Consider the following 24,720-nt stretch of genomic DNA (forward strand, 5'->3'; position numbering starts at 1 on the left):
GGGTCAAGACGCCTGCGCCGTCCAGATGCCTGTCGTGGGGCGGCGTCTTTTTGGAAACCCTCAGATGAACCCCGAAGACCGAAGTCTGTCTTCAACTTCTTCGACGCTCTGAGGACGTTCGCTTCCGCGCGAGCGCCCTCGCGAAAGGAAGCAACCATGCTGAACGCCTATGACTGGCGGGCCGATCGGCTCGTGCGCCTCGATACGACCGTGGATCACGGCCCCGCCTGCTGGATCGATCTTGTCTCTCCGACCGCGCAGGAGGCGGCGGCTCTGGAGATCCTGACGGGCATCGACCTCCCCAGCCGCGACGAGATGGACGATGTCGAGCCGTCCGCCCGTCTTTACGCGGAAGACGGGGGCGTCTTCATGATCGCCGCCGTGGCGACGGATCTAGAGACCCACGATCCGATCAAGACGCCGGTGACCTTCATCCTGAAGGGCGGGCGGCTGGTGACGGTGAGCTACGGCCAGCCGCGCTCCTTCCAGACCTTCATCGCCCACGCCACCCACAAGCCCGGCGAGCGGCTGGCCAGCGGCGAGGCCGTGATGATGGGGCTGATCGAAGCGGTGATTGACCGCTACGCCGATGCCCTGGAAACCAAGGGGCTGGAGCTGGACGCCATCTCGCGGATGATCTTTCGCAAGCGCGACCCCAAGGCGATGGAGAGCCACAACCTGCAGGCCGTGATCCGCGACATCGGCCGGGCGGGCGACTTCCTGGGCCTGATCCGCGAGAGCCTGTCCAGCCTGCAGCGCCTGCTGGCCTATCATGCAGCCGTGTCGGGCGCGCGGGCCGGGAGCAAGGCCGATCGCGAGGGGCGCCAGACCGTGCGTCTGCTGCAGCGGGACGCGGCGGCGCTGAGCGAGCTCAGCGTCTCCATGTCCTCCAAGGTGACCTTCCTGATGGACGCCACCCTGGGCCTGATCAATCTGGAGCAGAACCAGATCATCAAGATCTTCTCGGTCGCGGCCGTGGCCCTGCTGCCGCCGACGCTGATTGCGTCGATCTACGGCATGAACTTCGACGTCATGCCGGAACTGCACTGGCGGTACGGCTATCCGGCGGCGGTGGGGGCGATGATCCTGTCGGCGGCTCTGCCCTACTTCGTCTTCCGCAAGAAACGCTGGCTCTAACCGTCCTGAGACGGGCCGCAGACCGCGCGGAAACCGGCGGCGGCGAAACGCACCATGTAGTCGCAGGCGCTGTCCAGGTCGCCCGACCGGCACAGGCCGCCGGACAGGCGATCCAGCCGCCCCGTCTCGCCCAGCGTCAGGGTCAGGGCGCCCGACAGGTTGTGCCAGGCCCAATAGAGCTGCTCGTCCCGCGCCTCCGGCATGATGCGTTTGACCAGTTCAAGCAGGCGTCGGATGGCCGGGTCGAAATAACGGGCCATGGTCTCGCCGCCGAAGGCAGGCTGGGCGTTCGTCTGGGCCACCAGGGCGGCGTAGTGCTTCCACCCCGGCCCGCCCTTCAGCGACCACTGGAAAGGCGGGCGCAGGAAGGCTTCGAGCAGGCCTTCCAGCGTCATGGCGGGCCCCGTCGCCTCGGCGTAGCGATCCATGGCGGCGACGCGCTCGCTGTTCCACACCTCGGCGCGGCGGTTGAAGACGGAGTCGAACAGCTCCTTCTTGGCCCCGAAATAATAGTGGACCAGGGCCGTATCCACGCCCGCCTCGCGCGCCACCTCGCGGATGGTGACGCCATAGAAGCCGTGCTTGGAAAACAGGTCCTCGGCCGCATTCATGATGGCGTCGCGGGTCTCTCCAACGGCGGACGCCTTGGATTTCTTGGGCCGACCGCGCCGCGCCGGGGCGGCGGGCGAGGGGGGAATCTGGGGCGGCGGCAGGTCGCTCTTCGTCATGGTCGGAAGCTAGTCGCGCTTTGGGGGTTAGTGCAACGGCGCCACAGGGAGGGCCTTTCCGTGACGCAAATCAGGCTTGGCCGTTTGACAGTCGGCCGAAACCCGGTCACCTATGCTGAAAATCATTGAACGCTGAATAAAAGCGTCGATCGGGCCGGAAACATGATTGGGATTGAAATGAACAGACTCGTGAAAACCGCCCTTCTGGCGGGCGCCGCCTTCGGCGTGATGGCTTCGGCCGCGCAGGCGCAACAGGCTCCGGCCATGGAGGCGCAGGCCTCGACTGTCGACGACATCATCGTCAGCGCGCGCCGCCGTGACGAAGCGCTGAAGGACGTGCCGGTGTCGGTGTCGGCCATGAGCGCCGAGCGCCTGGAGCAGACCGGCGCTTCGGACATCACCGCCCTGCAGCAGCAGACGCCCAACGCGACCGTCCAGGTGGCGCGCGGGTCCAACTCGACCCTGATTTCCTTCATTCGCGGCATCGGCCAGCAGGACCCGCTGTGGGGCTTCGAGCCGGGCGTGGGCCTGTATGTCGACGACGTCTATGTGGCGCGCCCGCAAGGCGCCGTGCTGGACATCTTCGATATCGAGCGCATCGAGGTCCTGCGCGGGCCGCAGGGGTCGCTGTACGGCCGCAACACGGTCGGCGGCGCCATCAAATACGTCACGTCGCGTCTGGACCCTGACGCGCCGGAGCTGACGCTACGCGGCGCTTACGGCAGCTACAACCAGATCGATCTGCTGGCCCAGGGCTCGATGCGGGTGACCGACAAGCTGCGCATCGGCGGCGCCGTCGCCAGCTACAACCGCGACGGCTATGGCGAGAACCTCAACACGGGCGCCGAGCACTACGACAAGGATGTCCTGGCCGGCCGCGTCAGCGTCGAGTTCCAGCCCACCGACAACACCTTCTTCCGCCTGGCCTATGATCGCGTCGAGGACCGCTCGAACCCGCGTCACGGCCACCGCGAGAAGGCCGGCGTCGGCCCCGGCGCCGGCGTTCCGGGCAGTGTCTATGACACCTACGCCGGCCTGGGCGACCGCAACAAGGTCACCACCGAAGGCGTCTCGCTGACGGCTCAGGTCGACCTCAACGACGTGTGGACGGTCAAGTCGATCACCGCCTACCGCTCGGGCGACACCGACACCCTGATCGACTTCGACAACACGCCGGCGCCGACGCTGGACGTGCCGGCCATCTACGGCGACCACCAGTTCACCCAGGAATTCCAGGCGCTGTTCAGCACCGACCGCATCCAGGGCGTGGCGGGGATATTCTACCTGGACGGCACCGCTTCGGGCGCCTTCGACACCATCGCCCAGAACTTCGGCATCGTCATCGGCACGGCCGGTTACGTGAAGACGACCAGCATCGCGCTGTTCACCGACATCAACCTGGACCTGACCGAACGTCTGCACCTGGGCCTGGGCGCGCGCTATACGGTCGACGACAAGACCGGCCACGTCTTCCGCGCCAACTATCTGGGCGCGACCCGCAGCCCGCTGCTGGGCGGCGCGGCGCGCGCCCCGATCCTGCTGCGCACCGACTACACGCGCTCGAACAGCTTCGATCAGTTCACGCCCAAGGCCTCGCTGTCCTACGACTTCTCGGACCGCATCACCGGCTACGCCTCCTACTCCAAGGGCTATAAGTCGGGCGGCTTCGACATGCGCGGCGACGCGATCCTGACGCCGAACACGGTCAACGGCTATCAGCCGGAAACGGTCGACTCGTATGAAATCGGCCTGAAGGGTTCGGCCTTCGACCGTCGCCTGAGCTTCGCCTCGGCCGTCTTCTACAATGAGTACCAGGACCAGCAGGTCACCACCCAGGTTCCGGCCGTGGGCGGCATCGCCAGCTTCGTCGACAACGTCGGTTCGTCCAAGTTCTATGGGGCTGAAGTCGAAGGCTCTCTGATCCTGACCGACAGCCTGACGGCCAACTTCGCCGTCGGCTACCTGGACTCCAAGTTCGAGCAGTTCCTGCGCTACAACCTGACCACCCAGAAGTACGAGGACATCTCCGACCTGGTCGTGCTGCAGAATGCGCCCAAGTGGACCGGCTACTTCGGCCTGACGTGGCTCGGCGAAGTGGCCGGCGGCTCGCTGGCGGTGACGCCCTCGGTCAGCTACCGCGATGACTACAGCCAGTTCGAGTTCCCCAACCCGGTGCTGGACCAGGACGCCTTCGCCCTGGTGGACCTGTCGGTCGTGTGGACGGACCCCAGCAACAAGTGGACCGTCGGCCTGTACGGCAAGAACTTGACCGATGAGGAATACCGCGTCGGCGCCTACAACTTCGCGGGCGCGGCCTACAACGACTCCCTGATCGGCTACTACGGCCCGCCGCGCACCGTCACGGCGTCGCTGCAGTACAAGTTCTGATCGGGTTTTTTCTCCTGAACGCCTGATCATCTGATCACGGGCGGCGGTTCGCTGGAGCCGCCGCCCTTCTTTTTTCGATGGCGCGGGGCGGCCAGGCCGTTACCGTCGCGGGACAGCAAACCAGTCGGGGAACGTCATGAGTGAGATCGGAGCGGCCAAGGCCGAAGCAGCGGCGGTCGACGCCCGCGCCGCTTCGCCGGGCTATCGCTACTATGTGCTGGGGATCCTGATCCTCATCTATATGCTGAACTTCCTGGACCGGCAGATCATCGGCATCCTGGCCGCGCCGCTGAAGGCGGAGTTCAACCTCAGCGACACTCAGTTCGGCCTGCTGGGCGGCCTGGCTTTCGCCCTGCTGTATTCGACCCTGGCGATCCCCATCGCCTGGCTGGCGGACCGCTTCAGCCGGGTGTGGATCATGACCGGCGCCCTGACCATCTGGTCCGGCTTCACCGCGCTTTGCGGCGTGGCGGGCGGCTTCGGCTCTCTGTTCCTGTGCCGGATGGGCGTGGGCATCGGCGAGGCGGGCGGGGTGGCCCCGGCCTATTCCCTGATTTCGGACTATTTTCCCAAGTCGCAGCGGGCGCGGGCCTTGGCGGCCTATGCTTTCGGCATTCCGCTGGGCATGGCGGCGGGCACGCTCGTGGGCGGCCTGCTGGCGGCGACCTACGGCTGGCGGACCGCCTTCATCGTCGTCGGGATTCTGGGCGTGCTGGTGGCCCCGGTGCTGCGGCTGACGGTCAAGGATCCCAAGCGCGGCGGCCTGGACGTGGAGCCCTCTACGCCGACTGCAGCGCCCGTCGAGGCGCCCAAGGCGCCGCCCTTCATGCAGGTGGTGCGCACCCTGGCGCCCAAGCCCAGCTTCTGGCTGCTGTCGTTCGGCGCGGCCGCCTCGTCGGTGTGCGGCTACGGCGTCGCCGCCTGGCTGCCCAGCTTCTTCATGCGCAGCTTCGGCCTGAGCCTGTCGCAGACCGCCTGGTATTACTCGGCCATCGTCCTGGTCGGCGGGGTGGCGGGCATCTGGTTGGGCGGGTCGATGGCGGATCGCCTGGGCAAGAAGTCCAAGTCGGCCTATCCGCTGACGCCGGCGATCGCTTTCCTGATCTCGGTGCCCTGTTTCATCCTGGCGATGAACTCAGGCGCGGTGGTCGGCGCCGTCATGCCGGGCTCGGACCCCAACGGCTTCGCCTCCCTGGCTCTGGCCTTCGCGATCTTCCTGATCCCCACGGGGCTGAACCTGGTGTGGCTGGGGCCGATCACGGCGGCGGTGCAGCATCTGGGCGGGCCGTCGATGCGGACCACGGCCTCGGCCCTGTTCCTGCTGATCAACAACCTGCTGGGGATCGCCGTCGGCATCTATTATTTCGGCTGGATGAGCGACCTGCTGCGTCCGACCTTCGGGGAGGAGAGCCTGCGCTGGGCCATCTATACCGGCATGGGCTTCTACCTGCTGTCCTCGGCCCTGTTCATCTGCGCCTCGCGGACGCTGAAGAACGACTGGGTCGACTGACCGCCTGAAAAACAGTCTGGGCGGCGGCGGCGCGGTGCAGCCGCCCAGCATTAGAAAATCCTTGTGAGGCCATAAACAGACAGGCGGTTGCGCTGGCGAAGGCGCGACGCCTATAAGCGCGGCCAAAGTTTCCACAAACCTCCCTCAGAACGGCGCGGGTCCAACATGAACATTCACGAGTATCAGGCCAAGCAGGTCCTCAAGGGCTACGGCGCTCCGGTTGCGGACGGCGTCGCCATCACCTCGGCCGACCAGGCCGAAGCCGCCGCCAAGCAACTGCCTGGCCCGCTCTATGTCGTGAAGTCGCAGATCCACGCCGGCGGCCGCGGCAAGGGCAAGTTCAAGGAACTGGGCGCCGACGCCAAGGGCGGCGTGCGCCTGGCCTTCTCGATCGAGGAAGCCGTCGCCCACGCCAAGGAAATGCTGGGCAACACCCTGGTGACCGCCCAGACGGGCGAGGCCGGCAAGCAGGTCAACCGCCTGTATATCGAAGACGGCGCCGACATCGCCCGTGAGCTGTACTGCTCGCTGCTGGTCGACCGCTCGGTCGGTCAAACCGCCTTCGTCGTCTCGACCGAAGGCGGTATGGACATCGAGGAAGTGGCCCACGCCACGCCCGAGAAGATCCACACCATCGCCATCAACCCGGAAGCCGGCGTGACCGACGAGAACATCGCCGCCATCAACGCCGCGCTGGAACTGACGGGCGACGCCGCCGAAGACGGCAAGTCGCTGTTCCCGATCCTGTACAAGGCCTTCGTCGAGAAGGACATGGACATGCTCGAGATCAACCCGCTGATCGTCATGGAGAACGGCCGCCTGCGCGTTCTGGACGCCAAGGTCTCGTTCGACGGCAACGCCCTGTACCGCCACGAAGACATCCGCGCCCTGCGCGACGAGACCGAAGAAGACGCCAAGGAAATCGAGGCCTCCAAGTGGGACCTCGCCTATGTCGCCCTGGACGGCAACATCGGCTGCATGGTCAACGGCGCCGGTCTGGCCATGGCGACGATGGACATCATCAAGCTGTACGGCAAGGAACCCGCCAACTTCTGCGACGTCGGCGGCGGCGCCTCGAAGGAGAAGGTCGCAGCGGCCTTCAAGATCATCACCGCCGACCCCAAGGTCGAAGGCATCCTGGTCAACATCTTCGGCGGCATCATGAAGTGCGACGTCATCGCTGAAGGCGTCGTCGCCGCGGTGAAGGAAGTGGGCCTGAAGGTGCCGCTGGTCGTGCGTCTGGAAGGCACGAACGTCGAACTGGGCAAGAAGATCCTGAACGAGTCGGGCCTGGCCATCACGGCCGCCGATGACCTGGACGACGCCGCCCAGAAGATCGTCGCGGCGATCGCCTAAGGCTCGGCCTTAACGACGACCGCCCCGCAGAAACACAGATTTCAGAGCACAGACACATGTCCATCCTCGTCAATAAGAACACCAAGATCCTGGTCCAGGGCCTGACCGGCAAGACCGGCAGCTTCCACACCGAACAGGCCCTGGCCTACTACGGCACGCAAATGGTCGGCGGCATCCACCCGGCCAAGGGCGGCCAGACCTGGACCGGTTCGCACGGCGAAAGCCTGCCGATCTTCGCCTCGGTCGCCGAAGGCAAGGAGCGCACCGGCGCCGACGCCTCGGTGATCTACGTCCCGCCGGCAGGCGCGGCCGACGCCATCATCGAAGCCATCGAGGCCGAAATCCCCTTCATCACCTGCATCACCGAAGGCATCCCGGTGCAGGACATGGTGCGCGTCAAGGCGCGCCTGGAGAAGTCCAAGTCGCGCCTGCTGGGCCCGAACTGCCCCGGCGTCCTGACCCCGGAAGAGTGCAAGATCGGCATCATGCCGGGCTCGATCTTCAAGAAGGGCAACGTCGGCATCGTCTCGCGCTCGGGCACCCTGACCTATGAAGCCGTGTTCCAGACCACCAACGAAGGCCTGGGCCAGACCACGGCCGTCGGCATCGGGGGCGACCCGGTCAAGGGCACCGAGTTCATCGACGTGCTGGAGATGTTCCTGGCCGACGACGCCACTGAGTCCATCATCATGATCGGCGAAATCGGCGGCGCGGCCGAAGAAGACGCCGCCCAGTTCCTGATCGACGAAGCCAAGAAGGGCCGCAAGAAGCCGATGGCCGGCTTCATCGCGGGCCGCACGGCGCCCAAGGGCCGCACCATGGGCCACGCCGGCGCCGTCGTCTCGGGCGGGAAGGGCGATGCAGAATCCAAGATCGCCGCGATGGAGGCTGCGGGCATCCGCGTCTCGCCGTCGCCCGCGCGTCTGGGCACGACCTTGGTTGAAGTGCTGAAGGGTTAAACCCTTCAGCAGCGCCTCTTTGGAGGCGCGGCGCTAACGCTCGCGACGCGGTCGCTCGCTGCTTGAGCGCCGGATTCACTCAAGGGTGGGTTCGGCGTCGGGCGGGGGCGGATTGGACTAAAGTCTAGTCGATCCGCGTTCCGGGGACGTTTTTCGCGCCGTGTGACCTTTTGTAACGCCTCCGGAATCGTCCGGAGGCGTTTTTTCTTGCGGAATCGACCAAATTCCACCCGCTCCGCCTCCCTTCGGTCATGACCAGTAAGGAAACAGGGCCTATATGAACGGCGCTGCTCTCCGCGCGGCTGTGCGCGGGCGGTTGTAAAGGGACGATTGAAAGAAAAATGGCGGACGATGCGGGTCGGCTGAACCAGGTCTTTGCCGAGACCTCCTTCCTCTATGGCGCGAACGCGGCCTTCATTGAGGACCTGCACGAAAAATGGGCCTCGGACCCCGGCTCGGTGTCGGGGGAATGGCGCGCCTTCTTCGATCAGTTGAAGGACAACGCCGACCTGGTGAAGCAGTCGGCCGCCGCCGGCTCCTGGGGCCGTTCGGGCGCGACCGAGCCGACCGAAGAGACCGCCGTGTTCGATGGTCGCTGGCCCGCCCCCAAGGTCGATCCCAAGGCCGCCGGCAAGCCCGGCGCGCGCCCGGCTCCGGCTGCAGCTGGCACCGGGGTTTCGGCCGCCGATGTGCGCGCGGCCGCCCACGACTCCATCCGCGCCCTGATGCTGATCCGCTCTTATCGCGTGAACGGCCACCTGCAGGCGAACCTGGACCCGCTGGGCATTGAGCCGCCGGTTCAGAACCCGGAGCTGACGCCCGAATTCTACGGCTTCACCGAAGCCGACATGGACCGTCCGATCTATCTCGACGGCGTGCTGGGTCTGGAGACCGGCTCGCTGCGCCAGGTGATCGAGCTGCTGCGCCGCACCTACTGCGGCAATATCGGCGTGCAGTTCATGCATATCGCCGAGCCGGAAGAAAAAGCCTGGTTGCAACAGCGCATCGAGGGCCCGGACAAATACGCCCAGAACGCCTTCACCAAGGAAGGCAAGCTGGCCATCTTCAAGAAGCTGGTCGAGGCCGAGGGCTTCGAACGCTTCCTGCACAAACGCTTCCCCGGCACCAAGCGTTTCGGTCTGGACGGCGGCGAAGCCATGGTCCCGGCGCTGGAGCAGGTGATCAAGCGCGGCGGCGCCCTGGGCGTCGACGAGATCGTTCTGGGCATGGCGCACCGTGGCCGCCTGAACGTTCTGGCCGCCGTCATGGGCAAGCCCTACAAGGCCATCTTCCACGAGTTCCAGGGCGGTTCTTCCGTCCCCTCGGACATCGAGGGCTCGGGCGACGTCAAATACCACATGGGCGCCTCGTCGGACCGTGAGTTCGACGGCCACAGCGTCCACCTGTCGCTGACCGCCAACCCCTCGCACCTTGAGATCGTCAACCCGGTCGTCCTGGGCAAGTCGCGCGCCAAGCAGGCGTTCGACATTCGCGAGGCCGAGGTCAACCTGGGCAAGCCGGACGCCGAATGGGTGCTGGACCGCTCCAAGGTCGCGCCTCTGCTGATCCACGGCGACGCCGCCTTCGCCGGCCAGGGCGTGGTCGCTGAATGCTTCGCCCTGATGGGGCTGAAGGGCTACCGCACCGGCGGCACCCTGCACTTCGTCATCAACAACCAGATCGGCTTTACGACGGCGCCGCGCAACTCGCGCTCTTCGCCCTATCCGTCGGATGTGGCCCTGATGGTTCAGGCGCCGATCTTCCACGTCAACGGCGACGACCCCGAAGCGGTCGTCTTCGCCGCCAAGGTGGCTACCGAATACCGCCAGAAGTTCCACAAGGACGTGGTGGTGGACATGTTCTGCTACCGCCGCTTCGGCCACAACGAAGGCGACGACCCGACCTTCACCCAGCCGCTGATGTACGCCAAGATCAAGAACCAGCCCTCGACGCTGGAGATCTACGCAAAGCGCCTGATCGCCGAGGGCGTCATCACCCAGGCCGAGGTCGACGCCGAGATCGCCCGCTTCGAGGCCTTCCTCGACGCCGAGTTCGACGCCGGCAAGACCTTCGAGGCCAAGAAGGCCGACTGGCTGGACGGCGAGTGGAAGGGCCTGGGCGTCGACGCCGGCGACGACCAGCAGCAACGCGGCAAGACCGCAGTCGCGGCGGACAAGCTGCGCGACTACGGCCACCGCCTGACCACCATTCCGAACAGCGTCGACGTGCACAAGACGCTGAAGCGCGTCATCGAGACCCGTCGCGAGACGGTGTCGGCCGGCGAGAACATCGACTGGGCCACGGCCGAGAGCCTGGCCTTCGCCAGCCTGCTGGACGAGGGCTACAACATCCGCCTGTCGGGCCAGGACTCGGTGCGCGGCACCTTCTCGCAGCGCCACTCGGGCATCACCGACCAGACGACCGAGCAGCGCTACTTCCCGCTGAACAACCTGCGCGAAGGCCAGGCCCATTTCGAGGTCATCGACTCGGCCCTGTCGGAAGAGGCGGTGCTGGGCTTCGAGTACGGCTATTCGCTGGCCGACCCGAACACCCTGACCATGTGGGAAGGCCAGTTCGGCGACTTCGTGAACGGCGCCCAGGTGGTGATCGACCAGTTCATCTCCTCGGGCGAGCGCAAGTGGCTGCGCATGAGCGGCCTGGTGATGCTTCTGCCGCACGGCTATGAGGGCCAGGGCCCCGAGCACTCCTCGGCGCGTCTTGAGCGCTTCCTGCAGCAGTGCGCCGAGAACAACATGCAGGTCGCCAACTGCACGACGCCGGCCAACTACTTCCACATCCTGCGTCGTCAGCTGCACCGCTCGTTCCGCAAGCCGCTGATCCTGATGACGCCCAAGTCGCTGCTGCGTCACAAGAAGGCCGTCTCGACCCTCGCCGACATGGCCGAGGGTTCGTCCTTCCACCGCGTGCTGCGCGACGACGCCCAGCTGCGTCCGGACGTGGCGGGCGTGACGCTGAAGGCCGACAAGGACATCCGCAAGGTCATCGTCTGCTCGGGCAAGGTCTATTACGACCTGCTGGACGCGCGCGAGAAGGCCGGTCGCGACGACATCTACATCCTGCGTCTGGAACAGTTCTATCCGTGGCCGATCAAGTCGATCTCGGCGGAACTGGCGCGCTTCCCCAACGCCGACCTCGTCTGGTGCCAGGAAGAGCCGAAGAACATGGGCGGCTGGACCTTCGTCGATCCGTGGCTCGAGCTGACGCTCGAGAAGCTGGACGTGAAGGCCAAGCGCGCGCGCTACGTCGGTCGTCCGGCCTCGGCCTCGACCGCTGCGGGCCTGATGAGCCGACACCTGAAGGAACTCGAGACCTTCCTCGCCGAGGCCATGGCCTGACCGCCGCGCCTGACCTAAGAAACACGTTAAGTTCAGACACGAAAAGACACTGAAGATGGCCGATATCCTCACCCCCGCCCTCGGTGAATCCGTCGCCGAAGCCTCCATCGCCAAGTGGACCAAGAAGGTCGGCGACGCCGTCAAGAAGGACGAGGTCCTGGTCGAGCTGGAAACCGACAAGGTCTCGCTGGAAGTCGTCGCCCCCGCCGACGGCGTGCTGTCGGCGATCAACGCTGACGAGGGCGACACCGTCGTCCCCGGCACGGTGCTCGGCGCTGTGACCGAAGGCGGCGCCGCCGCCGCCTCGGCTCCGGCTTCGGCCGCTGCTGTGGCGCCCGCCGCCGCTCCGGCTGCTTCGGGCGGCGCTGGCGTCGACATCGCCGTGCCGACGATGGGCGAAAGCGTCGCCGAAGGCTCGATCGGAACCTGGCTGAAGAAGTCGGGCGACACCGTCGCCAAGGACGAACTGCTGGTCGAGATCGAGACCGATAAGGTGGCCGTGGAAGTCTCGGCCCCGGCCGCCGGCGTCTTGACCATCACCGCCGCCGACGGCGCCACCGTGACCCCGGGTCAGGTGATCGGTTCGGTCGCCGCCTCTGGCGCTGCGGCTGCGGCCGCCGCCCCGGCCAACACGGGTTCGGCCCAGGTCCAAGGCCAGGACAAGGCCTCGGCGCACCTGTCGCCCGCCGTCCAGCGCGTGGTTTCCGAGAACAACCTGAACCCGGCCTCGCTGTCGGCCTCGGGTCCGAAGGGCAACATCACCAAGGCCGACGCCATCGCCGCCATCGGCGCCGCCGCCCCGGCTGCGCCCAAGGCTGCTGCAGCTCCGGCCGCTCCGCGCGCCGACCAGCCGCGCGAAGAGCGGGTGAAGATGACGCGCCTGCGTCAGACCATCGCCCGTCGCCTGAAGGAATCCCAGAACACGGCCGCCCAGCTGACCACCTTCAACGAGGTGGACATGACCAACGTCATGGCCCTGCGCGCCCAATACAAGGAAGTGTTCGAGAAGCGCCACGGCGTGAAGCTGGGCTTCATGTCCTTCTTCACCAAGGCGGTGGTGCAAGCCCTGCACGAAATCCCGGCCGTCAACGCCGAGATCGACGGCGCGGACATCATCTACAAGAACCACTACGACATCGGCATCGCCGTCGGCACCGACAAGGGCCTGGTGGTTCCGGTCCTGCGCGACGCGGATGCGCTGTCGCTGGCCGGCATCGAGAAGGGCATCGCCGCCCTGGGCAAGGCCGCCCGTGACGGCGCCCTGACCATGGATCAGATGCAAGGCGGCACCTTCACCATCACCAACGGCGGCACCTATGGCTCGCTGATGTCGACGCCGATCCTGAACACGCCGCAGTCGGGCATCCTGGGCATGCACAACATCGTGCAGCGTCCGATGGCCATCAACGGCGAGGTCAAGATCCGTCCGATGATGTACCTGGCCCTCAGCTACGATCACCGCATCGTCGACGGCAAGGAAGCCGTGACCTTCCTGGTCCGCATCAAGGAACTGCTGGAAGACCCGGCGCGCGCCCTGCTGGACCTGTAAGGTCGGCGCGACGCGAACGAGTGACGACGGCGGGATCTTCGGGTCCCGCCGTTTTCATTTGCGGGCGGCGCCGGCGTGCTAGGCTGACGCCATGAGCCTGGTCGAGATCGCCCGCTTTCAAGATGTCTACGAGGCCGATCTGGCGGCGGCCTTCCTGTCGGCGCACGACATCGAGGTGTCCGTGACCGAGCGGTTCCAGACCACGGTCGACCCCTTGATGCAGCGCGCGCTGGGCATCCGCCTGATGGGGCGGGCGGATCAGGCCGATCAGGCGCGCGACCTGCTGAAACGCGCGCGGGCCGGGGAGTTCGCCACGGAGGAGGGCGATGACCTGAACGCGCCCGAAGCGACCGTCCGTGCGGCGTCGCGCGGCTTGGCCCTGTTGGCGTTCGCGTCGGGCGCAGGCTTTGTCGGCACAAGCCTGCCGCGCCGGTTCAGCGCCTTTCAGTGGACGGGGCTGGCGATCCTGGCGGCGGCAGCGCTGCTGAGCCTGGCACTATGGGTGGTCGCAACCCTGAACGCCTAGAGGCCGACGTCCCAGACGCCCGCGTCGCGCATCCGGCATTCGCGGGCCTCGGCGGCGCGGCCGCCCATGTCATGGGCCATGCCGCGAATGGCGTCGGACACCGTGGTCTTGTGACGGCCCGGCACGACAGCGTGGATGAAGGCGCAGCCGGCCAGACGCAGCAGCTTGAAGCCGAAGCGCGACGAGGCGGCCATATGCTCGAAATAGGTCTCGTTGACCTCACGCGGGTGATCGCGGAACAGACGATTGAAAGCGTTCGACATGCAGCCAGCCTAGCGTGTTCGCGCCGGTCCCTCTACCCGGCCGCCGCATTCTGGCCTAAACCCGCGCAAGGAATAGAGGGCGCTTCGTCACGCCGCTTCAACCCCGCGTGAGGCGGGCGCGGACGAATCTTCCTTTTCAAGCTCAAGAGGACGACCCATGGCCGACGGCACTACCCCTTCCGCCCAGAAATCTTCGGGCCAGACGTTCCGCTGGGATGATCCGTTCGACCTGACGGGGCGTCTGACCGACGAAGAGCGGATGGTTCAGGACGCCGCCCGGTCCTATGCGCGCGAGGCCCTGCTGCCGCGCGTGGTCGCCGCCTTCCGCGACGAGGTCTTCGATCGCGCCATCATGACCGAGATGGGCGAGATGGGCTTCCTGGGCGCCATGCTGCCCGAGCAATACGGCGGTTCCGAAGCGTCGCACGTCGCCTATGGCCTGATCGCGCGCGAGGTCGAGGCGATCGACAGCGGCTACCGCTCGGCCATGAGCGTGCAGTCGTCGCTGGCCATGTATCCGATCTACGCCTTCGGCTCGGACGAGCAGAAGGCGAAGTTCCTGCCCAAGATGGCGGCCGGCGAACTGGTCGGCTGCTTCGGCCTGACCGAGGCCGACGGCGGGTCGGACCCGGCCTCGATGAAGACCACGGCGGTGGCGGTCGACGGCGGCTATCGCCTGAACGGCGGCAAATACTGGATCACCAACTCGCCCATCAGCGACCTGGCCATCGTCTGGGCCAAGCTTGACGGCAACATTCGCGGCTTCATCGTCGAGCGCGACTTCGACGGCTTCACCACGGGCAAGATCGGCGACAAGCTGTCCTTGCGCGCCTCGATCACCGGCGACATCGGCCTGAACGACGTCTTCGTGCCGGAAGCCAACATCCTGCCGGGCGTGCAGGGTCTGCGCGGGCCGTTCTCCTGCCTGAACAAGGCGCGTTTCGGCATCGCCTGGGGCGCGATGGGCGCCGCCGAGTTCTGCTTCCACGCCAGCCGCGACTATGTGGCCGAGCGCACCCTGTTCGGCCGCCCGCTGTCGGCGCGCCAGCTGGTGCAGAAGAAGCTGGCCGACATGCAGACCGAGATCTTCCTCGGCTTCGAAGGCGCCTATGCCTTGGGCCGCCTGCTGGACACGGGCGCCTGGGTTCCGGAGGCCATCAGCCTGATGAAGCGCAACAACTGCGGCAAGGCCCTGGCCGTCGCGCGCGAGGCTCGCGACATGCACGGCGGGGCCGGGATCACCGGCGAACTGCACGTCATGCGCCACGCGATGAACCTGGAAACCGTCAACACCTATGAAGGCGCCCACGACGTCCACGCCCTCATTCTGGGCCGCGCCATCACCGGCGAAGCCGCCTTCTGATCCAAGCGTTGCAGAAAACGCGCGGCGGGCCGATCTTTTGCCGTCGTCGCGCGTTTGTCTCGCCTGCGGGGCGGCGGTCCTCGGCAGTCTGTCGGTCCAAGGCGGTCGGCGCGTGAAGGAAATCGGAATGACCAAACACAGCCTGCTGGCCGGCGCCGCCCTGGCGATCTTCAGCGTCAGCGGCATGGCCCAGGCGGCGCCCATGACGGCCGCCGGCGCGGCGGTGCAGTCGCCGGTCGCCGCCATGCCCTATGACGCCCGGCGCGGCGTCTTCACCTTCGCCGCCGGGCTGGAGGAAAGCCTGCCCGCCGTGGTGCAGGTGACGACCCTGGGCCAGTCGCGCGGTCCCAGTTCGGCGCGCAACCCCAAGCCCTCCCAGGGCGGATCGGGCGTCATCATCGACGCGCGCGAAGGCATCATCGTCACCAACCACCACGTCATCGAGAACGGCCAGAAATTCACCGTCGACCTGATCGACGGGCGCTTGTTCGACGCCACCCTGATCGGGGCCGACAAGGCGACCGACATCGCCGTGCTGAAGATCGACGCCCCGGGCCTGTCGCAGGTGACGACGGTGGACTCCGACACCCTGCGCAGCGGCGACTTGGCGTTCGCCGTCGGCTATCCGCTGGGGTTGGACCAGACCCTGACGATGGGCGTCATCTCGGGTCTGAACCGCTCGGGCATGGGCGACGCCATCGAAGACTATATCCAGACCGATGCGGCGGTGAACTCGGGCAATTCGGGCGGCCCGCTGCTGGACAGCCGGGGACGGCTGATCGGCATCAACACCGCCATCCTGTCGGGCGGCTTCGGCGGCGGCAACGACGGCATCGCCTTCGCCGTGCCGACGCGCATCATGATGTTCGTGGTCGACCAGCTGCGCGCCTCGGGCGAGGTCAAGCGCGGCCGCGTCGGTCTGGGCCTGGGCTCGTTGACGGCCGAGCGCGCGCGAGAGATCGGGCTCAACATCGTGCGCGGCGCCGTGGTCTATGATGTCGAGCCGGGCTCCTCGGGCGAGCAGGCGGGGCTGAAGCCGGGGGACGTGCTGACCCGCATCCAGGGCCGCCCCGTGGCCAACGCCGGGTCGGTTCAGGCCACGGTCGGCATCGCTCAGGCCGGCACTCAGATGCCCGTCGTCTATCTGCGCGACGGCCGCGAGGCCTCGACCCAGCTGACGGTCGAGCCGTCTGATCCGGCCGCCGTGCGTCTGGGGACGCAGGCCGCCATCGCGCGCGGCCTGACCCTGCGCAATCCCACGTCAGGCCGGGGGGCCCAGATCGCCGTGGTCGAGGCCGGGTCTTCCGCCGCCGCGGCGGGGTTCCAGGCCGGCGATGTGGTGGTCCAGGCGGACGGCGTCGAGGTCGCCGACATGAAGGATTTGGCCCAGCGCCTTCAGGCCGCAGGCGAGGCGGTCGTGCCGATCATCGTCCTGCGCGACAACGAACGCGTCGAGATCGACCTTCCGGCCTGATCGGGGCCGTCTGAAGCTCTACGGCGTCGCCCGCGTGACCTTGTCGTCGCGCGGGCGAAGTCTTTTGCGCGGAGGGGAAGCAGACAGCAAAACGCCCGCGCTGCCGGGAGGGGGAGGGGAGGCAGGCGCGGGCGTCGCTTGGAGGAAGCATCGACCCGCCGACGCCCTTTACGCGGAAAAATCCGGGGGGCTGGGGGGGCTGTTCAGGATCCGGGACTTCTCCAGGCTCCGACGGGCCGATGCTGCTTTTGTGAGCGCCCTTCCGGGCGGACGAAGGACCGAATGGGGGCGTTTTCGTGTCGCTTCAGATTTTTCCGATCGGTGAAAATCAGACCTTGGAGAGGATAAGCGAGGCGTTGGTGCCGCCGAAGCCGAAGCTGTTGGACATGACGTGCTTCAGCTCGCCGTCGTGGCGCTGGCGCAGGATCGGCATGCCCTCGAACTCAGGGTCCAGGTTTTCGATGTGGGCGCTCTCGGCCGCAAAGCCGTGCTTCATCATCAGCAGGCAGTAGATGGCCTCCTGCGCGCCCGCTGCGCCCAGCGAGTGGCCCGTCAGCGACTTGGTCGAGGAAATCATCGGCAGGTCGTCGCCGAAGACGTTGCGGACCGCGCCCATCTCCTTGCTGTCGCCGACCGGCGTGGAGGTGCCGTGCGGATTCAGGTAGTCGATCTTGGGATTGCCGGCCATTTCCAGCGCGATCTTCATGCAGCGCTCGGCGCCTTCGCCCGAGGGGGCCACCATGTCGTAGCCGTCCGAGTTGGCGCCGTAGCCGGTGACTTCGGCGTAGATGGTCGCGCCGCGCGCCACGGCGCGTTCGTATTCTTCCAGCACGACGATGCCGGCGCCGCCGGCGATGACGAAGCCGTCGCGGGTCGTGTCATAGGCGCGGCTGGCCTTGGCGGGCGTGTCGTTGAAGTTGGAGGACATGGCGCCCATGGCGTCGAACATGTTCGACATGGACCAGTCGATATCCTCGCAGCCGCCGGCGAAGACCACGTCCTGCTTGCCCCAGGCGATCTGCTCGGCGGCCGCGCCGATGCAGTGGGCGCTGGTCGCGCAGGCCGAGCTGATCGAATAGTTGATGCCCTTCAGCTCGAACCAGGTGGCCAGCACGGCCGAGGGGCCGGACGCCATCGCCTTGGGCACGGCGAAGGGGCCGACGCGCTTGGGCGAGCCCTTTTCGACGGTCGTCTGGGCCGCCTGCAGGATGACCTGGGTCGAGGGGCCGCCCTCGCCGACGATCAGGCCGATGCGCTCGTCCTTGATCTCGTCGGCGCTCAGGCCGCTGTCCTTCAGGGCTTCTTCAAAGGCGATGTGCGCCCAAGCCGTCCCGTTGGCCAGGAAACGGGCGGCGCGGCGGTCGACCAGCGGCGCCCAGTCCTCGGCCGTATGACCCAGGGCGGGCGGCGCCCAGACCTGGGAGCGGAAGCCGTATCTGGCGTGGTCGGCGGCGTGCTGGACGCCCGACTTGGCGTTGCGCAGCGAGGCCGCGACCTCGTCTTGGCCGGTGCCGATGGAGGAGACGATGCCCAGTCCGGTGACGACGACACGCCGCATGGTGTTTCCAATCCTACAAAGTCTGCGGACGCCGCGTGGGCCGCGGCTGTCCATCAAGTGGGGTCAGGCGGCGCTCGGTTCCACCGGAGCCGCGCCGCCGAACAGGCCGACGCGCATATCCGCGCAAGTATAGATGACCTCGCCGTCCGCTTCGAGCACGCCGTCGGCGATGCCCATGACCAGCTTGCGGTTGATGACGCGCTTCAGGTGGACCTTATAGACCACCTTCTTGACGTCGGGGGTCACCTGGCCGGTGAACTTCACCTCGCCGACGCCCAGCGCCCGACCCTTGCCGGGGCCGCCGATCCAGCCCAGGTAGAAGCCGACCAGCTGCCACATGGCGTCCAGGCCCAGGCAGCCCGGCATGACCGGATCGCCGATGAAGTGGCACTGGAAGAACCAGAGGTCCGGGTTGATGTCGAGTTCGGCCTCGACATAGCCCTTGCCGTAGTCGCCGCCGTCGGCGGTGATGGTCTTGATGCGGTCGAACATCAGCATCGGCGGCGCCGGCAGCTGGGCGTTGCCCGGACCGAACAGCTCGCCCCGGCCCGAGGCCAGCAGGCCTTCGTGATCGAACGACGACGGATATTGCGACGACTGGCTCAAGATTGATCAGCTCCGAAAGGTGTTGCTGGCGGGTTACACGACCCGAAGGCCGCGCTCAACCGTGCCGTCGATATGGGGATCAGGAGGCGCGGCCGGTTCCGGCGGGGCGGGCGGCGTTGCACAGGGCGCGTTCCTGGGCGCCGAAGACGGCCCTTTGCTGCACCCAGCCGCGCAGCTTGCGCGCCCGCACGCGGCACCAGCCGTCCTCGCACTCGTCCAGCGACACCAGGGCGTGCGGCGACAGCAGGGCGCGGACCGAGGCGGTTTCCGACCGGCCCGATCGGATGGGCACAGCCTCGTCCGAACGGTTGAACACGCTGCGGCGGCCCGAGGCGACGGTGCGGTGGATCCAGGCCACCGAGCCGTCGGGGTCGCAGATCTTTCGCCACTCGCGCGTCTCGGCGATCACCTGCACCGGCAGGCCGGCGGCGCGGTATTCCCACAGAATGCGGTAGTCGAGGCCCGGCCCCTGGCGCGCCCGCACCTGCGAGGATTTCAGCGTCACCCAGCGCGGCACCTCCAGCCCGGTCGGGGTGGGGCGGCCGTCCGGCATGGTGGCGCCCGCCGACAGCAGAACGCCGGTCACCAGGACAGCGGCGAGGGCCGCGACGCGAGGCGCCCTTTTGTTCCTGACCGCAGCTTTGCTAGACACCGAATATCGACCCGTTCCGAACGGGCGCCGCCCGTGGAAAACCCAGGTCCCCTATGTCCGCTCGCAAGCTTAAGGTCGTATTAACCAGACGCCTGCCTGACGCCGTTGAGACGCGGATGCGCGAACTTTTCGACGCCGAGCTGAACCTGACCGACCGGCCGATGTCGCGCGACGAACTGGCCGCCGCCCTGCAGCGGGCCGAGGTGCTGGCGCCGACCATCACCGACCAGCTGGACGCCGAACTGATCGCAGGCGCGGGCGAGCAGCTGAAGATGATCGCCAACTTCGGCGCGGGCGTGGACCATATCGACATCGACGCCGCCGTCGGGCGCGGGATCATCGTCACCAACACGCCCGGCGTCCTGACCGAGGACACGGCCGACCTGGGCATGAGCCTGATCCTGGCGGTCAGCCGCCGCATCGTCGAAGGCGCCGCCGTCGTCGAGGCCGGGCGCTTCGAGGGCTGGAGCCCGACCTGGATGTGCGGCCGCAAACTGTGGGGCAAGCGTCTGGGCATCGTCGGCATGGGCCGCATCGGCCAGGCCCTGGCCCGCCGGGCCAAGGCCTTCGGCATGCAGGTCCACTATCACAACCGCAAACCCGTCCCGGACATGATCGCCGAAGAGCTGGGCGCGACCTGGTGGGACGATTTGGACCAGATGCTGGCGCGGATGGACGTCATCTCGCTGAACTGCCCGGCGACGAAGGAGACGCACCACCTTCTGTCGGCCGAGCGTCTGGCCCGGCTTCAGCCGCACGCCATCGTGGTCAACACCGCGCGCGGCGAACTGATCGACGAGGCGGCCCTGGTCGAGGCGCTGGACCGCCGCGCCCTGTTCGGCGTCGGTCTGGACGTGTTCGAGCACGAGCCGAAGGTCCACCCCGGCCTGATCGGCCGCCCGAACGTGGTGCTGCTGCCTCACCTGGGCTCGGCCACCATCGAGGCGCGCCAGGACATGGGCGACCGCGTCATCGCCAACATCATGACCTATCAGAACGGCCACCGCCCGCCGGATCGGGTCATTCCGGCGATGCTCTAGAGCGAAATCGGTTGAGTTGGACGCAGGTCCAACTCAACTCAGATATTCGCTCAGGACCAGTGTTTAGGCGTGACCTGACCCGCACACCGGGCAGGCGGGGTCGGCGGCGATCTTCGCCACCCGGCTGGTTCCGGCCAGCCCGTCATAGAGCATCAGGCGGCCGGTCAGCGGTTCGCCCGCCCCGGTGATCAGCTTGATCGCCTCCAGCGCCGCCATCGCCCCGATGACGCCCGCCAGGGCGCCGACCACGCCGACGCGGGCGCAGGTCTCCGCGTCGGGCGGAACCTCGGACACCAGGCACTGATAGCAGGGACGTCCCTCGAACACCGACACCTGCCCCGACCAGCGGCCCAGGGCGCCCGACACCAGCGGCTTGCCCGCGGCCACGCAGGCGGCGTTGACGGCCAGACGCGTCTCGAAATCGTCGGTCCCGTCCAGCGCCAGGTCGAAGTCCTGCATCAGGACCGCCGCGCTGTCGGGCGTGACGCGCTGATTGAAGGTCCGGACCGTGACGTGCGGGTTCAGGGCGTTGAGGCGTTCGGCGCCCGCCTCGACCTTGGCGCGGTCGGGGTCGTCGGCAGTGAAGGCGATCTGGCGCTGCAGGTTGGACAGGGCCACCGTATCGTCGTCAATCAGCCCCAGCGTGCCCACGCCGGCGGCGGCCAGATAGAGGGCGGCCGGGTTGCCCACCCCGCCCATGCCGACGATAAGCACGCGGGCGCGCTTCAGCGCCTGCTGGCCGGGGCCGCCGATCTCGGACAGCACCAGCTGGCGGGCGTAACGCTCGACCTCTTCGTCGGAAAAGCGAACCGGGGCGGCGGGGGCGGAAGGCTGGGTCACGCCGGACTGTCTAGCGCAGTCCGGCCGATGCGTCAGGCGGGAAGCGCCAGGACCTGCGACGCCGTGACCAGCAAGGCTTCGGCCTGGGCCGCGCTCAACTGATCCAGGGAGGGGCGGCTTATGTGCGGCCAGACGGGACGAGGCATCTCAACCAGCGTCATCGGCCACTCCTCGAACAGGCGCACTGTGGTGTTCTGGTCCGACAGCAGGCGGATGTTCTCATGGCGCGGGTCGGCGCGCAGCCGGTCCATCAGCCTGTCCACATCGGCGCGGCGTCCTTCGATGGCCTGAAGGAAGCGGCCGTCGTGGCGCATCAGCACCCCCGTGACGCGGTCCCGGCGATTGTTTCTGATCGAGGCGCCGAGAATTTCGGCGAGAACCAGCAGGCTCGTCGCGGCGTCGCCGACGGCGTCGCTGACGTAGATGGCGCGGTGCAGGGGCAAGACGGACTCAGGTGATCGCGTGCGGGGAGGGGCTCCTGTCACGCGGGCGCGCCAGAGGCAAGCGGAGCCATGAGCATGGCGAGCGGTTCTCTGCGGCGCCGGGTCGTCTTGCGGCGACGCCGGTTCCTCGCCATCTGACCCGCCATGAACACGACCGCTTCGAACTTTCCCGACTGGCACGGCACCACCATCCTGGCGGTGCGCAAGAACGGCCGCACCGTCATCGCCGGCGACGGCCAGGTCTCGATGGGACCGACCATCGTCAAGGGCGCGGCGCGCAAGGTGCGGACTTTGGCGAACGGCAAGGTGCTGGCGGGCTTCGCCGGGGCCACGGCCGACGCCCTGACCCTGATCGAGCGTCTGGAGGCCAAGCTGGAGCAGTATCCGGACCAGTTGGCGCGGGCCTGTGTCGAGCTGGCCAAGGACTGGCGCACCGACCGCTATCTGCGCCGGCTGGAGGCCATGCTGCTGGTCGCCGACAAATCCCAGATACTCACTGTCACCGGCGTCGGCGACGTGCTGGAGCCGGAATACGGCGTGGCCGCCGTCGGCTCGGGCGGCAACTATGCCTTGGCCGCCGCGCGCGCCCTGATCGACGAGAACAGCGAGCTGGACGCCGAGCAGATCGCCCGCAAGGCCATGAAGATCGCCGCTGATATCTGCGTCTACACCAACGGCAATCTGACCATTGAAAGTCTGTAGGGCGCTACCGCTCGCCGCGCGGCGGCTTGCTGCTTGAGCGCCTGATGTGCGTATTTCTGGACCGTCTGAACCATGACCGACCTTTCTCCCCGCGAAATCGTCTCTGAACTGGACCGCTTCATCGTCGGTCAGGACGACGCCAAGCGCGCCGTGGCCGTGGCCCTGCGCAACCGCTGGCGCCGCAAGCGCGTGCCCGACGACCTGCGCGACGAGGTCACGCCCAAGAACATCCTGATGATCGGCCCGACGGGCGTGGGCAAGACCGAGATCGCCCGGCGTCTGGCGCGGCTGGCGGGCTCGCCCTTCCTCAAGGTCGAGGCGACCAAGTTCACCGAGGTCGGCTATGTCGGCCGCGACGTCGATCAGATCATGCGCGATCTGGTCGAAAGCGCGCTCGTCATGGTGCGCGACAAGCGCCGCTCGGGCGTCAAGGCCAGGGCCGAGGGGATGGCTGAGGAGCGCATCCTCGACGCCCTGGTCGGGCCCGGTTCGCAGCCCGCCACGCGCGAGGCCTTCCGCAAGAAGCTGCGCGCGGGGGAACTGGACGACAAGGAGATCGAGATCGCCTTGGCCGACACCGCCTCGCCGCTGCAGGGGTTGGACGTGCCGGGCGGCGGCAACGTCGGCCTGCTGAACCTGTCGGAGATGCTGGGCAAGATGGGCGGCGCCCGCACCAAGACGGTCAAGCTGGCCGTCAAGGACGCCCTGACTCCCCTCGTCACCGAGGAGAGCGACAAGCTGCTGGATCAGGAAAGCCTGACCAAGGAGGCCCTGTTGCTGGCCGAGAACGAAGGCATCGTTTTCCTGGACGAGATCGACAAGGTCGCCGCGCGTCAGGATCGCGGCGGCGGCGCCGACGTGTCGCGCGAAGGGGTGCAGCGCGACCTGCTGCCCCTGATCGAGGGCACGACCGTCTCGACCAAATACGGGCCGGTGAAGACCGACCATGTGCTGTTCATCGCCTCGGGCGCCTTCCACGTCGCCAAGCCGTCGGACCTGCTGCCGGAGCTTCAGGGCCGTCTGCCGATCCGGGTCGAGCTGAAGGCCCTGACCCGCGACGACTTCAAGCGCATCCTGACCGAGCCCGAGGCCAATCTGATCCGTCAGAACCAGGCCCTGCTGGCGACCGAAGGGGTCGAGCTGGTCTTCACCGACGATGCCGTGGAGGCCATGGCCGACGCCGCCGTAGCCGCCAACTCCACCGTCGAGAACATCGGCGCGCGCCGTCTTCAGACGGTGATGGAGCGGGTGCTGGAAGAGACCAGCTTCAAGGCCTCCGACCTGTCCGGCCAGACCCTAACCTTCGACGGCGACAAGGTGCGCGAAAAGGTCGGCGACCTGGCCAAGAACGTGGATCTCAGCCGGTTTATTCTGTGACGGCCTGAGCTTCTCCTCCCCACGTCGTGGGGAGGTGGATCGGCGGCGCAGCCGCCGAGACGGAGGGGCCGTCTGGTTCTGCTGGCCGAGGCCCCTCCACCGCTACGCGGTCCCCCTCCCCATTGCATGGGGAGGAAATCAGCCCCGCATCGCCTCCACCGCGTCGACCAACCGCTCCAGCTCCGCCGGGCTCGACAGGCGGTGGTCGCCGCCTTCGATCAGGTCGAGCCGCAGGTCGCCGCCGCTCAGGCGTTCGGCCAGCTCGACCTGATGGCGCCATGGCACGACGTCGTCGGCGCGGCCCTGCAGCACGTGCACCGGGGCGGTGATGTCGATGCGCCCGTCCAGCAGCAGCCAGTCGCGGGCCTCCTCGAACATCCGCCGGGTCAGGACGTAGGAGCCGAGGCCTTCTTCTGTGATGACCGTCTCGCCGTCGCGCAGGATGGCCTGGCGTTCGTGGTCGGCCAGCCCCGGCCACATCAGCTTTTCGGTGAAGTCCTGCGCCGGGTTGACCAGCACCACCCCCTTGACCCGCTGCGGCCTCGCCAGCGTCGCCAACAGCGCCACCCAGCCGCCCATGGACGAGCCGACCGGGATCACCGGCCCCTCAAGACTGTCGATCAGGGCGATCGCGTCCTCGCGCCAGCGGCCGATGGTGGCCTGTTTCCAGTCGCCGGAAGACACGCCGTGGGCGAAGTGGTCGTAGCGGACGTAGTTCCAGCCGCGCTCGCGGGCGGCGGCGTCCAGCGCCAGGGCCTTGGTTCCCTCCATGTCCGAGCGGAAGCCGCCGATCCAGATGACCGTCGGGCCGTCGCCCGTGACCGCCTTATAGGCCAGGGTCTCGCCGTCGGGGCGGGCCAGCGTGTCGAAGTCGGACATGGAAACTCCTCGGA

At 67.4% G+C, this 24,720-nt stretch carries 21 protein-coding genes; 13 read left to right on the forward strand and 8 right to left on the reverse strand.

From position 1 onward, the window contains the following. Nucleotides 1-156: 156 nt before the first annotated feature. Entirely contained in the window at nucleotides 157-1,137 is a 981-nt protein-coding gene (locus DA69_RS12900) for a magnesium transporter CorA family protein (protein ID WP_025976313.1), read from the forward strand. On the opposite strand, the gene DA69_RS12905 is transcribed toward DA69_RS12900, so the two are convergent. Further along, nucleotides 1,134-1,865 carry a TetR/AcrR family transcriptional regulator gene (locus DA69_RS12905; protein WP_025976312.1) on the reverse strand — a complete coding sequence of 244 codons (732 nt, stop codon included), beginning with the start codon at nucleotides 1,863-1,865 and terminating at the stop codon, nucleotides 1,134-1,136. The genes DA69_RS12900 and DA69_RS12905 overlap by 4 nt on opposite strands. A 177-nt stretch (nucleotides 1,866-2,042) precedes the next feature. Here DA69_RS12905 and DA69_RS12910 point away from each other — a divergent pair, with 177 nt between their 5' ends. The 7 genes from DA69_RS12910 to DA69_RS12940 all read left to right on the forward strand — a co-directional run bounded on the left by DA69_RS12910 (nucleotide 2,043) and on the right by DA69_RS12940 (nucleotide 13,509). Continuing rightward, a complete protein-coding gene (locus DA69_RS12910; protein WP_025976311.1) occupies nucleotides 2,043-4,253 on the forward strand; it encodes a TonB-dependent receptor in 2,211 nt (736 codons plus the stop codon). Nucleotides 4,254-4,389: 136 nt separating this feature from the next. Continuing rightward, nucleotides 4,390-5,763 (forward strand): spinster family MFS transporter, encoded by a 1,374-nt coding sequence (locus DA69_RS12915; protein ID WP_025976310.1) that lies wholly within the window; start codon nucleotides 4,390-4,392, stop codon nucleotides 5,761-5,763. Between the two features lie 165 nt (nucleotides 5,764-5,928). After that, complete coding sequence (sucC, locus tag DA69_RS12920) at nucleotides 5,929-7,119, forward strand: ADP-forming succinate--CoA ligase subunit beta (protein ID WP_025976309.1); 1,191 nt, start codon at nucleotides 5,929-5,931, stop codon at nucleotides 7,117-7,119. Between the two features lie 56 nt (nucleotides 7,120-7,175). Beyond that, complete coding sequence (gene sucD, locus DA69_RS12925) at nucleotides 7,176-8,078, forward strand: succinate--CoA ligase subunit alpha (RefSeq protein WP_025976308.1); 903 nt, start codon at nucleotides 7,176-7,178, stop codon at nucleotides 8,076-8,078. Between the two features lie 341 nt (nucleotides 8,079-8,419). Continuing rightward, the gene (locus DA69_RS12930) at nucleotides 8,420-11,434 is read left to right on the forward strand and encodes a 2-oxoglutarate dehydrogenase E1 component (protein ID WP_025976307.1); all 3,015 of its coding nucleotides are present in this window, start codon (nucleotides 8,420-8,422) and stop codon (nucleotides 11,432-11,434) included. Between the two features lie 55 nt (nucleotides 11,435-11,489). Further along, nucleotides 11,490-12,983 (forward strand): 2-oxoglutarate dehydrogenase complex dihydrolipoyllysine-residue succinyltransferase, encoded by a 1,494-nt coding sequence (odhB, locus tag DA69_RS12935; protein ID WP_025976306.1) that lies wholly within the window; start codon nucleotides 11,490-11,492, stop codon nucleotides 12,981-12,983. Nucleotides 12,984-13,074: 91 nt separating this feature from the next. Then, on the forward strand, nucleotides 13,075-13,509 hold the full coding sequence (locus DA69_RS12940) for a hypothetical protein (RefSeq protein WP_025976305.1): 435 nt from the start codon (nucleotides 13,075-13,077) through the stop codon (nucleotides 13,507-13,509). On the opposite strand, the gene DA69_RS12945 is transcribed toward DA69_RS12940, so the two are convergent. Beyond that, complete coding sequence (locus DA69_RS12945; RefSeq protein ID WP_025976304.1) at nucleotides 13,506-13,772, reverse strand: DUF6356 family protein; 267 nt, start codon at nucleotides 13,770-13,772, stop codon at nucleotides 13,506-13,508. The genes DA69_RS12940 and DA69_RS12945 overlap by 4 nt on opposite strands. Before the next feature lie 157 nt (nucleotides 13,773-13,929). Here DA69_RS12945 and DA69_RS12950 point away from each other — a divergent pair, with 157 nt between their 5' ends. Together DA69_RS12950 and DA69_RS12955 are read left to right on the forward strand one after the other, a co-directional pair. Next, complete coding sequence (locus DA69_RS12950) at nucleotides 13,930-15,135, forward strand: acyl-CoA dehydrogenase (protein ID WP_025976303.1); 1,206 nt, start codon at nucleotides 13,930-13,932, stop codon at nucleotides 15,133-15,135. Nucleotides 15,136-15,262: 127 nt separating this feature from the next. After that, the gene (locus DA69_RS12955) at nucleotides 15,263-16,609 is read left to right on the forward strand and encodes a S1C family serine protease (RefSeq protein ID WP_025976302.1); all 1,347 of its coding nucleotides are present in this window, start codon (nucleotides 15,263-15,265) and stop codon (nucleotides 16,607-16,609) included. Between the two features lie 328 nt (nucleotides 16,610-16,937). On the opposite strand, the gene fabB is transcribed toward DA69_RS12955, so the two are convergent. The 3 genes from fabB to DA69_RS12970 form a co-directional block, all read right to left on the reverse strand. Then, nucleotides 16,938-18,167 (reverse strand): beta-ketoacyl-ACP synthase I, encoded by a 1,230-nt coding sequence (gene fabB / locus DA69_RS12960; protein WP_025976301.1) that lies wholly within the window; start codon nucleotides 18,165-18,167, stop codon nucleotides 16,938-16,940. Nucleotides 18,168-18,230: 63 nt separating this feature from the next. Beyond that, nucleotides 18,231-18,773 carry a 3-hydroxyacyl-[acyl-carrier-protein] dehydratase FabA gene (gene fabA / locus DA69_RS12965; protein ID WP_025976300.1) on the reverse strand — a complete coding sequence of 181 codons (543 nt, stop codon included), beginning with the start codon at nucleotides 18,771-18,773 and terminating at the stop codon, nucleotides 18,231-18,233. A 79-nt stretch (nucleotides 18,774-18,852) separates the two neighbouring features. After that, nucleotides 18,853-19,359: an SH3 domain-containing protein gene (locus DA69_RS12970; protein ID WP_025976299.1), complete on the reverse strand. Its 507-nt coding sequence runs from the start codon at nucleotides 19,357-19,359 to the stop codon at nucleotides 18,853-18,855. 119 nt (nucleotides 19,360-19,478) lie between these two features. On the opposite strand from DA69_RS12970, the gene DA69_RS12975 reads away from it, so the two are divergent. Continuing rightward, nucleotides 19,479-20,465, forward strand: coding sequence for a 2-hydroxyacid dehydrogenase (locus DA69_RS12975; RefSeq protein WP_025976298.1), 987 nt, complete (start codon nucleotides 19,479-19,481; stop codon nucleotides 20,463-20,465). Nucleotides 20,466-20,528: 63 nt separating this feature from the next. Here DA69_RS12975 and DA69_RS12980 read toward each other — a convergent pair whose 3' ends face one another. Together DA69_RS12980 and DA69_RS12985 are read right to left on the reverse strand one after the other, a co-directional pair. Further along, nucleotides 20,529-21,305, reverse strand: a complete 777-nt coding sequence (locus DA69_RS12980) for a HesA/MoeB/ThiF family protein (RefSeq protein ID WP_025976297.1) — start codon at nucleotides 21,303-21,305, stop codon at nucleotides 20,529-20,531. Nucleotides 21,306-21,337: 32 nt separating this feature from the next. After that, on the reverse strand, nucleotides 21,338-21,748 hold the full coding sequence (locus tag DA69_RS12985) for a BLUF domain-containing protein (protein WP_025976296.1): 411 nt from the start codon (nucleotides 21,746-21,748) through the stop codon (nucleotides 21,338-21,340). 144 nt (nucleotides 21,749-21,892) lie between these two features. Between DA69_RS12985 and hslV the strand changes: the two genes are divergently transcribed. Together hslV and hslU are read left to right on the forward strand one after the other, a co-directional pair. Beyond that, a complete protein-coding gene (gene hslV, locus DA69_RS12990; RefSeq protein ID WP_025976295.1) occupies nucleotides 21,893-22,450 on the forward strand; it encodes an ATP-dependent protease subunit HslV in 558 nt (185 codons plus the stop codon). Nucleotides 22,451-22,522: 72 nt separating this feature from the next. Beyond that, entirely contained in the window at nucleotides 22,523-23,827 is a 1,305-nt protein-coding gene (gene hslU, locus DA69_RS12995) for an ATP-dependent protease ATPase subunit HslU (protein ID WP_025976294.1), read from the forward strand. Nucleotides 23,828-23,965: 138 nt separating this feature from the next. On the opposite strand, the gene DA69_RS13000 is transcribed toward hslU, so the two are convergent. Further along, on the reverse strand, nucleotides 23,966-24,706 hold the full coding sequence (locus DA69_RS13000; protein ID WP_025976293.1) for an alpha/beta fold hydrolase: 741 nt from the start codon (nucleotides 24,704-24,706) through the stop codon (nucleotides 23,966-23,968). Nucleotides 24,707-24,720: the final 14 nt, after the last annotated feature.

This window comes from Brevundimonas naejangsanensis, assembly GCF_000635915.2.
GTDB classification, from domain to species: domain Bacteria; phylum Pseudomonadota; class Alphaproteobacteria; order Caulobacterales; family Caulobacteraceae; genus Brevundimonas; species Brevundimonas sanguinis.